Below are 7,885 nucleotides of genomic sequence, written 5' to 3'. Positions count from 1 at the left end.
CACGGGCACCGTGCCCCGCATCCCCACGGCGATCCTCGCCGCCGCGATCATGACGATCGCGGTTCCCTTCCGTCTCGGCGGGAACACCCGGGGGCCCGGTGGGCAAATCCTCAGGGAACCCTCCGCCCCCGGCCCCCCCCCCTAGCAGCCCCCGGCCCCCCCCCCCGCGAACCCGGCCCCCCGCAGCGCATGCACTTCCCCGTTCTCATCGCGGCTGACCTCGACCCCCCGCGCCGCCAACTCCCCGGCGGCCTCGTCGTCGCACCGGGCCACGAAGCTGTTGTAGAACCCCACGGTCTCGGTCCGCCCGAACAGATCGATCTCCGTCTGCGCCCCCTGGTACGGCACCACCTTCCGCACGATCGGCAGTCCCAGCTCCGCCGCGATCAGCTCGTGCCCGAGACAGACCCCGAGCACCCCGTACCGGTGCCCCCGCACCACCTCGGCGGTCAGCGACCGCAGGAACCCCATCTTCGGGTCGTCCCCGTCCGACGGGTCCCCGGGCCCGGGCCCCAGCACCACCACGCCCTCGTGCGCGAGCACACCCTCCCGCAGCCCCGGCTCGTCATACCGCCGTACCGTCACCTGCAGCCCCGACGACCGCAGCAGATGCGCGAGCATCGCCGTGAAGGTGTCCTCGGCGTCGACGACGAGCGCGTGCCCGGTCAGCTCACCCGTCCGCTCCCGCATCCGCAGCCAGAACGGCGCCAGCGAGGCCCGCCGCCCGTCCAGCGCGGCCCGCACCCGGGGATCCTCGGCCAGCCCCGGCAGCACCCGCTCCCGCTCCGGCCGGCCGGGCCGTACCCCCAGCGCCGCCAGCACCCCCGCCGCCTTCGCATGGGTCTCGGCGACCTCGCCCGCCGGGTCCGACCCCCGGACGAGGGTGGCCCCGACCGGCACCTTCAGCCGCCCGTCCGCCGCGATGTCGGCCGTACGGATCAGGATCGGCGAGTCCAGGGTCTGTGTACCGCCCGCGTCCCGCCCCAGCAGCGCCAACGCCCCGGCGTAGTAACCGCGCGCGACACCGTCCCGCCCGAGCGGCTCGTACCGCTCGATCACCCGGCACGCGTTCTGCACCGGCGACCCGGTGACCGTCGCGGCGAACATCGTCTCCTTCAGCACCTCCCGCACATCCAGCGAGGACCGCCCGCGCAGCTCGTACTCGGTGTGCGCCAGGTGCGCCATCTCCTTCAGCCGGGGCCCGACCACGACCCCGCCCATGTCGCCGACCGTGCACATCATCTTGAGCTCCTCGTCGACGACCATCGACAGCTCCTCGATCTCCTTGCCGTCGCCGAGGAAGGCCAGCAGGTCCTCCGGGGTGGGGCCCTCGGCCGGATAGCGGTACGTCCCGCTGATCGGGTTCATCACGACCGTCCCGCCGGACATCCGGACGTGCACCTCGGGGCTGGCACCGACCAGCGTGCGCTCCCCGGTGTGCACCACGAACGTCCAGTACGCCCCCCGCTCGCCCTCCAGCAGCCGCCGGAACAGCGCGAGCGCGTCCGCGCGGCCGAAGCCGGGAACCGTGCCCTCGTAGGTCCGCCGGATCACGAAGTTGGCGCCCTCGCCCCGCCCGATCTCCTCGCGCAGCACCCGGCCGACGATCTCCGCGTACTCCTCGTCGCCCACGTCGAAGCCACCGCCCTCGACCCGGACGTCGTGCGCGGGCAGCTCCGCGAGGGCCCGCTCCAGCGGCAGTGCGTACGACTCCTCCGGCACCAGCACCGACAGGGGCGTCCCGTCGTCGCGGACGTCGAAACCGCGCTCGCGGATCTGCCGGAACGGGACGAGCGCCAGCCCCTCGTCGGGGAGGTCGGCGAGACGCTCGTACGTCGTCACCGGGCCGATCAGCAGTTCCACCGTGTCGTGGTCGTACAGGCCGGGGGTGCGCCGTCGCAGCAGGGCGAACGGGCGGTCGTCGGACAGCAGCCGGGTCAGGTCCATGGGTTCCTCTTCCTGGGGGATCACGGTCGTCGTGGTGAGTCGTGGTGATCGAGAGGAACGGCCAGGCCCTGGAAACACCGAAGGCCGCCCCTCGGGCGGCCTTCGCGAAGTCTTGCGTACGCGCAGTCAGTGGGCCGCCGGATGAGCGGTCCACCACCAGTTCTGGGTCGAGTGCGCGAACATGCGCCGCACCCTACCGGAGAAAACCCGGAAACTCACATGATCGACACCTGGCGGTCGGCTTAGGATCACGCGTGCCCCACATACCGAGAACGCGATACCTGGCCCTAGTGACGGCGACGGCCGCCCTTCTCGCCGGGCTGACCGGACACCCCGCGACGGCCGCGGACGAGCCGACCACGACGCGGCTGCCGCTCGCCGGTGACCTCTTCAGGATGACCGACACCAGCACCGCGACGGCCGCGACGACCCTCGCCGACCGGCTGGCCGACGCCGACCTCACCGACGTCGTCACCACCGAGTACACGACGGACTCCACGGGAGCGGCCGATCCCGGCATGAACCTGGGCTCGATGCGCGCCTGCGCCGGCGACGAGACCAAGGCGCTGCCGCCTGTGGACCGGAGGATCGCCTGGTGCTGGTCCTCCGCGCTCGGCGACGACACCACCCCCCGCTGGTGGCCCCAGGGCATGAGCACCACCGGCACCGCCGACGGGGCCGACGGCGCGATCCAGGGCAGGAGCGTCACGGCGGTCGCCTGGCACTACAAGACGTTCCGGACCGACCCGGAGGGCACGGTCGAGGCGAACGACAAGTGCCGCACCAACAACCTGCTCAGGCTCTCGTTCATCGACCGCGACACGCTCAAGTACCGCCACGTCCTGCTCGTGGAGCCGACCTCCGCCGGCCAGAACTTCAAGTTCGTCACCGGCCACGGCGGCGGCCTCGTCTGGTACGCCAACCACCTCTACGTCACCGACACCACCGGCGGCATCCGCGTCTTCGACGTCAACAAGCTCAGCAAGGTCGACGCCTACGGTTCCGGGCTCAACACGTACGGCGTCGACGGCGTCACCGGCCGGTCTAGCGCCTGCGGCCTCCCGTACGTCCTGCCGCAGACCCACTACTACCGGCAGGCCTCCCCACCGCCCTCCGGCGGCTGCGACAACGACGCCGTCGACGGGACCCCCGACCCCGACTCGCTCTGCTACTCGTGGCTCTCCCTCGACAAGACCGGCGGCAGCCCGTACAAGCTGGTCGCCGGCGAGTGGTACGGCGGTGCTCCGGGAGCCAGGATCGTGCGGTACCAGCTCAACCCGACCAGCGCCTCCACCTATCCGGGGCTGCTGAACATGTCCGGCGGCAGAACGGTGACCCACGACGCGTACGCAGCGACTCGCTACGTCGGCCTGCAGGGCGGCATGACCTGGACCGACGGCACCGGGCTGCTGAACTTCGCTTTCCACAAGGGCTGCGCCCTCCAGCCCGCCGTGTTCTCCCGCACCTGGGCCGGCGACACCCGCGCCCCGACGGCCTGCAACGTCACGGTCGGCGGACGGCCCCACGCGAGCGGCAACTGGGCGGTCGGCACCCCGCAGGCCCTCAGCCACTGGCCGAGGCTCGGCACGGCACGTGTGGACGAGCTGTGGGGGCTCACGGAGCACATCTGCGCCGGCACCGCCCTGCGGGCGAGCTTCCCCGACGAGTTCGAGGCCGTCGAGGAGGCCGACGAGCGACGCAACGCCTGCGACGGCTACCAGGGCGAGGCCAACCTCTCCCTGCGCACGGTCTTCGCCGTCGGCTTCGACGACCCGGCGGTCATGGACCTCCACTGAGGCACCCCCGATGCACCCCGCGGACCCCGCTCAGATCGAGCGGGGTCCGTCTCACTTGATGAGCAAGGGGATGGACGCCCGACATGACCCCGTAATGTGGACGTCGTGACCGTGAACGCTAAGTCCAGCGCGAGCGCTGGCAACACCTGGCGAGACCTGCCCGCGGCGCAGCAGCCCGAGTACCCCGACACCGAGGCTCTGCGCGCAGTCGTTGCGGAGCTCGAGTCGTATCCGCCGCTCGTCTTCGCGGGCGAGTGCGACCAGCTGCGCGCCCGGATGGCGTCCGTCGCCAAGGGAGAGGCGTTCCTCCTCCAGGGCGGCGACTGTGCCGAGGCCTTCGACGCCGTGTCGGCCGACCACATCCGCAACAAGCTCAAGACGCTGCTCCAGATGGGCGCGGTCCTCACGTACGCGGCCTCCGTGCCGGTCGTGAAGGTCGGCCGCATCGCCGGGCAGTACTCCAAGCCCCGCTCCAAGGGCACCGAGACCCGCGACGGCGTGACCCTGCCGACCTACCGCGGCGACTCGGTCAACGGCTTCGACTTCAACGAGGCCGCCCGCATCCCGGACCCCGAGCGCCTGAAGCGGATGTACAACGCCTCCGCCTCCACGCTCAACCTGGTGCGCGCCTTCACCACCGGCGGCTACGCCGACCTGCGCCAGGTGCACGCCTGGAACCAGGACTTCGTGAAGTCGTCCCCGTCCGGCCAGCGCTACGAGCAGCTGGCCCGCGAGATCGACAACGCGCTGAACTTCATGCACGCCTGCGGGACCGACCCGGAGGAGTTCCGCACCGTCGAGTTCTTCTCCTCGCACGAGGCGCTGCTGCTCGACTACGAGTCGGCGCTGACCCGTGTGGACTCGCGCACGGGCCGGCTGTACGACGTCTCGGCGCACATGGTGTGGATCGGTGAGCGCACCCGGCAGCTGGACCACGCGCACATCGAGTTCGCCTCGAAGATCCGCAACCCGATCGGGATCAAGCTCGGCCCGACGACCACGGCCGAGGAGGCGCTGCAGTACATCGAGCGCCTCGACCCGGACCGCGAGCCGGGCCGGCTCACCTTCATCGTGCGCATGGGCGCGGACAAGGTCCGCGACAAGCTGCCCGAGCTGGTCGAGAAGGTCACCGCCTCCGGCGCGACCGTGGCCTGGGTGACCGACCCGATGCACGGCAACACCTTCGAGGCGGCCTCCGGCCACAAGACCCGCCGCTTCGACGACGTGCTCGACGAGGTCAAGGGCTTCTTCGAGGTCCACAAGGGCCTCGGCACCCACCCGGGCGGCATCCACGTGGAGCTCACCGGTGACGACGTCACCGAGTGCGTGGGCGGCGGCGACGAGATCTTCGTCGACGACCTGCACCAGCGCTACGAGACCGCGTGCGACCCCCGGCTCAACCGCAGCCAGTCGCTCGACCTGGCGTTCCTGGTCGCGGAGCTGTACCGGGACTAGTAGGAGATCAACAGTGGGTGCGCCTGTTACGGGTGCGTGACAGGGCATGACGTGGGGCGCGGATCACATACGATCCGCGCCCCACTCCACTTTTGCGGTTCCTGCCTGCCGGGTAAGGTTAGGTTAGCCTCACCGATCATCGGGACGGCGTCACCCATCGATCCCGGCGGGAGGTGAACCGCGTGTTCGTCTGCAGTTGCTTCGGCGTCACCGAGCAGCAGGTCAAGAAGCATGCGGCGGACGGCGCCTGCACCCCTCGCCAGATCGCGTCGGCCTGCAAGGCGGGCACCGACTGCGGTTCGTGCGTCCGGCGGATCCAGGCGATCCTCGGCCGGGGAGCGTGCCCGCGCCGTGAGTCGGCCGACCAGGGCGAGTCGGTCTTCACCGAGCTCGAGGAAGCGGCCTGACCCGGCTCTCGGGCTTCTGCCCGGCTCAGCTCTCGGGCTGCTCGATCAGCTGCGCGATGTAGAGCGCCTCACCGAGCTTCTCCAGCAGTTCGAGCTGGGTGTCGAGGTAGTCGATGTGGTGCTCCTCGTCCGCGAGGATCGACTCGAAGATGTTCGCCGAGGTGACGTCACCCTTGTTGCGCATCACCTCGATGCCGCGCTTGAGCCGGTCGATCGCCTCGACCTCGATCATCCGGTCGGCCTCGAACATCTCCTTGACCGTCTGGCCCACGCGGACGTGGAACAGCCGCTGGTAGTTCGGCAGCCCGTCCAGGAACAGGATGCGGTCGGTGAGCACCTCCGCGTGCTTCATCTCGTCGAACGACTCGTGACGCGTGTACTTCGCGAGCTTCGTCCAGCCGAAGTTCTCCTGCATCTTGGCGTGCAGGAAGTACTGGTTGATCGCGGTGAGCTCCGCGGTCAGCTGCTCGTTGAGGAATTCGATGACCTCGGGGTCGCCCTGCATCGCAGCGGCTCCTTCCAAGCGGGGAACTGGGAGGTTGCGCCGCGATGATTGCACCGCCGTCGAAGATCGTCCAGTAAGTGCAAGCTTAGTAAGTAAGTGCAGCCTTAGTTCTAAATGTCCGGGTCGGGTGGGCCCTGGTCATGTGCACCACCCGGGGTCTGTCAGGATGGAGTCATGGGTCAGCCGGTGGAACGCGAATCAGGAGATCGCGCATCTGAGTACGCGGCGTCGTCGCAGCTCCCGCCGGGACAGCGGCTCCAGCGCGGCTGGCCGGTCACCCACTACGGGCCCGTCCCCAAGTTCCGTCCCGAGCGCTGGGACTTCCGGGTCTTCGGTGCCACCGCCGACGGCGAGAAGCACTCCTGGACCCACGACGAGTTCACCGCCCTGCCGTACGCCTCGGTCGTGGCCGATCTGCACTGCGTGACGAAGTTCAGCATGGTCGGCGCCGAATGGGGCGGCATCCCGGCCCGGACGATCCTGGACACCGCGCCGCCCGCCGCCGAGGTCACCCATGTGATGGTGTGGGCGGAGTACGGCTTCAGCTCCAACCTCCGCCTCGCCGACTTCGCCGACGACCGCACGATCTTCGCCACCCACAAGGACGGCGAGCTCCTCACCGCCGAACACGGTTTCCCCCTGCGCCTCGTCGTCCCCCACCTGTACGCCTGGAAGGGCCCCAAATGGGTCCGCGGCATCGAGTACATGACCGCCGACCGCCGCGGCTTCTGGGAGGAACGCGGCTACCACAACATCGGCGACCCCTGGCAGGAACAGCGCTACTCCTACCAGGAGGAGCCGGGGGACGGGCCCGAGCTCTGACGGTCCGGGCGAGGGCCGTCAGCCGTCCCCGTGGCGCTCGAACCGTCCCGGTCGGAGTCAGCCGTCCCTGAGCTTCTTCAGGCGTTCCACGTCCGCCGCGTGGCCCTCCTTGCCGCCGGGGGTCTCGATGATCAGCGGGACACCCGCCGTGGCGGGGTGGGTCATCAGGGCGCGGAAGGGGTCCTCGCCGATGTGTCCGGAGCCGATGTTCTCGTGGCGGTCCTTGTGGGCGCCGACGACGTCCTTGGAGTCGTTGGCGTGGATCAGCTTCAGCCGGCCCTCGCCGACGGTGTCCACCAGCAGGTCGAGGGTCCGGTGCATACCGTCCGGGCCGGTCAGATCGTGACCGGCCGCGAAGATGTGGCAGGTGTCCAGACAGACACCCAGCTTCGGATGGGCGTCCAGCGCCTCGAAGTACGGCCCGAAGTCCCAGGTGCGGGAGCAGAGCGAGGCCCCCTGGCCCGCCGTCGACTCCAGCAGCAGGAACGGGTCGTCGTCGTGGGTCAACTCGTCCAGCAGCGGCAGCAGATACTCCCGCACCTGCTTGAGCGCCACCGACCGGTCCCGCCCGCCGGTCGCGCTCCCCGTGTGCACGACCACCCCGAGCGCGCCGATCTCCCGGCCCCGGCGCAGCGAGTGCCGCATCGACTCCACGGACTTCTCGGCCGTCGCCTCGGTGTGCGAACCGAAGTTGATCAGGTACGGCGCGTGCACGTACGCGGGAATCGACTCCTCGGCGCAGGCCGCGCGGAACTCCTCGTCCTGCCGGGGATTGCCGACCGGGGTCGCCCAGCCGCGCGGATTGGCGACGAAGACCTGGACGGTCTCCGCCCTCAGATCACGGGCGTACGTCAGCCCGACGGAGTTCAGGCCCCCGGCGACGGGGACGTGACCGCCCACGGGGTTGCGGGAAGGGCCGACGGGGCCGGGGGTCGTTCCGGACGTACCGGGGG

At 70.2% G+C, this 7,885-nt stretch carries 8 protein-coding genes; 4 read left to right on the top strand and 4 right to left on the bottom strand.

Translation table 11 applies throughout. The features are described from left to right. Positions 1 to 141: 141 nt before the first annotated feature. On the bottom strand, positions 142 to 1,947 hold the full coding sequence (locus P1P70_RS36110) for an anthranilate synthase family protein (RefSeq protein ID WP_319245319.1): 1,806 nt from the start codon (positions 1,945 to 1,947) through the stop codon (positions 142 to 144). Between the two features lie 126 nt (positions 1,948 to 2,073). Beyond that, positions 2,074 to 2,130 carry a trp operon leader peptide gene (locus P1P70_RS45915; protein WP_071528813.1) on the bottom strand — a complete coding sequence of 19 codons (57 nt, stop codon included), beginning with the start codon at positions 2,128 to 2,130 and terminating at the stop codon, positions 2,074 to 2,076. Positions 2,131 to 2,237: 107 nt separating this feature from the next. On the opposite strand from P1P70_RS45915, the gene P1P70_RS36105 reads away from it, so the two are divergent. The 3 genes from P1P70_RS36105 to P1P70_RS36095 all read left to right on the top strand — a co-directional run bounded on the left by P1P70_RS36105 (position 2,238) and on the right by P1P70_RS36095 (position 5,605). Continuing rightward, positions 2,238 to 3,743, top strand: a complete 1,506-nt coding sequence (locus P1P70_RS36105) for a hypothetical protein (protein ID WP_319245315.1) — start codon at positions 2,238 to 2,240, stop codon at positions 3,741 to 3,743. 105 nt (positions 3,744 to 3,848) lie between these two features. Continuing rightward, entirely contained in the window at positions 3,849 to 5,198 is a 1,350-nt protein-coding gene (locus tag P1P70_RS36100; protein ID WP_319245314.1) for a class II 3-deoxy-7-phosphoheptulonate synthase, read from the top strand. Positions 5,199 to 5,371: 173 nt separating this feature from the next. Then, a complete protein-coding gene (locus P1P70_RS36095; protein WP_045555342.1) occupies positions 5,372 to 5,605 on the top strand; it encodes a bacterioferritin-associated ferredoxin in 234 nt (77 codons plus the stop codon). A gap of 25 nt (positions 5,606 to 5,630) precedes the next feature. Here P1P70_RS36095 and bfr read toward each other — a convergent pair whose 3' ends face one another. Continuing rightward, entirely contained in the window at positions 5,631 to 6,110 is a 480-nt protein-coding gene (gene bfr, locus P1P70_RS36090; RefSeq protein ID WP_045555341.1) for a bacterioferritin, read from the bottom strand. 174 nt (positions 6,111 to 6,284) lie between these two features. Between bfr and P1P70_RS36085 the strand changes: the two genes are divergently transcribed. Further along, on the top strand, positions 6,285 to 6,932 hold the full coding sequence (locus tag P1P70_RS36085; protein WP_319245312.1) for a sulfite oxidase-like oxidoreductase: 648 nt from the start codon (positions 6,285 to 6,287) through the stop codon (positions 6,930 to 6,932). A 57-nt stretch (positions 6,933 to 6,989) separates the two neighbouring features. Here P1P70_RS36085 and P1P70_RS36080 read toward each other — a convergent pair whose 3' ends face one another. Then, positions 6,990 to 7,832 (bottom strand): deoxyribonuclease IV, encoded by an 843-nt coding sequence (locus P1P70_RS36080; RefSeq protein ID WP_319245317.1) that lies wholly within the window; start codon positions 7,830 to 7,832, stop codon positions 6,990 to 6,992. Between the last annotated feature and the right edge of the window lie 53 nt (positions 7,833 to 7,885).

This window comes from Streptomyces sp. MB09-02B, from assembly GCF_033794485.1.
Lineage (GTDB): Bacteria > Actinomycetota > Actinomycetes > Streptomycetales > Streptomycetaceae > Streptomyces.
This window is presented reverse-complemented; position numbering and strand designations above follow the sequence as displayed.

Excerpts from the sequence above, each read along its gene's own strand:
- P1P70_RS36110 (WP_319245319.1), bottom strand. The coding sequence starts at position 1,947 with ATGGACCTGACCCGGCTGCTGTCCGACGACCGCCCGTTCGCCCTGCTG.
- P1P70_RS36085 (WP_319245312.1), top strand. The coding sequence starts at position 6,285 with ATGGGTCAGCCGGTGGAACGCGAATCAGGAGATCGCGCATCTGAGTAC.
- bfr (WP_045555341.1), bottom strand. The coding sequence starts at position 6,110 with ATGCAGGGCGACCCCGAGGTCATCGAATTCCTCAACGAGCAGCTGACC.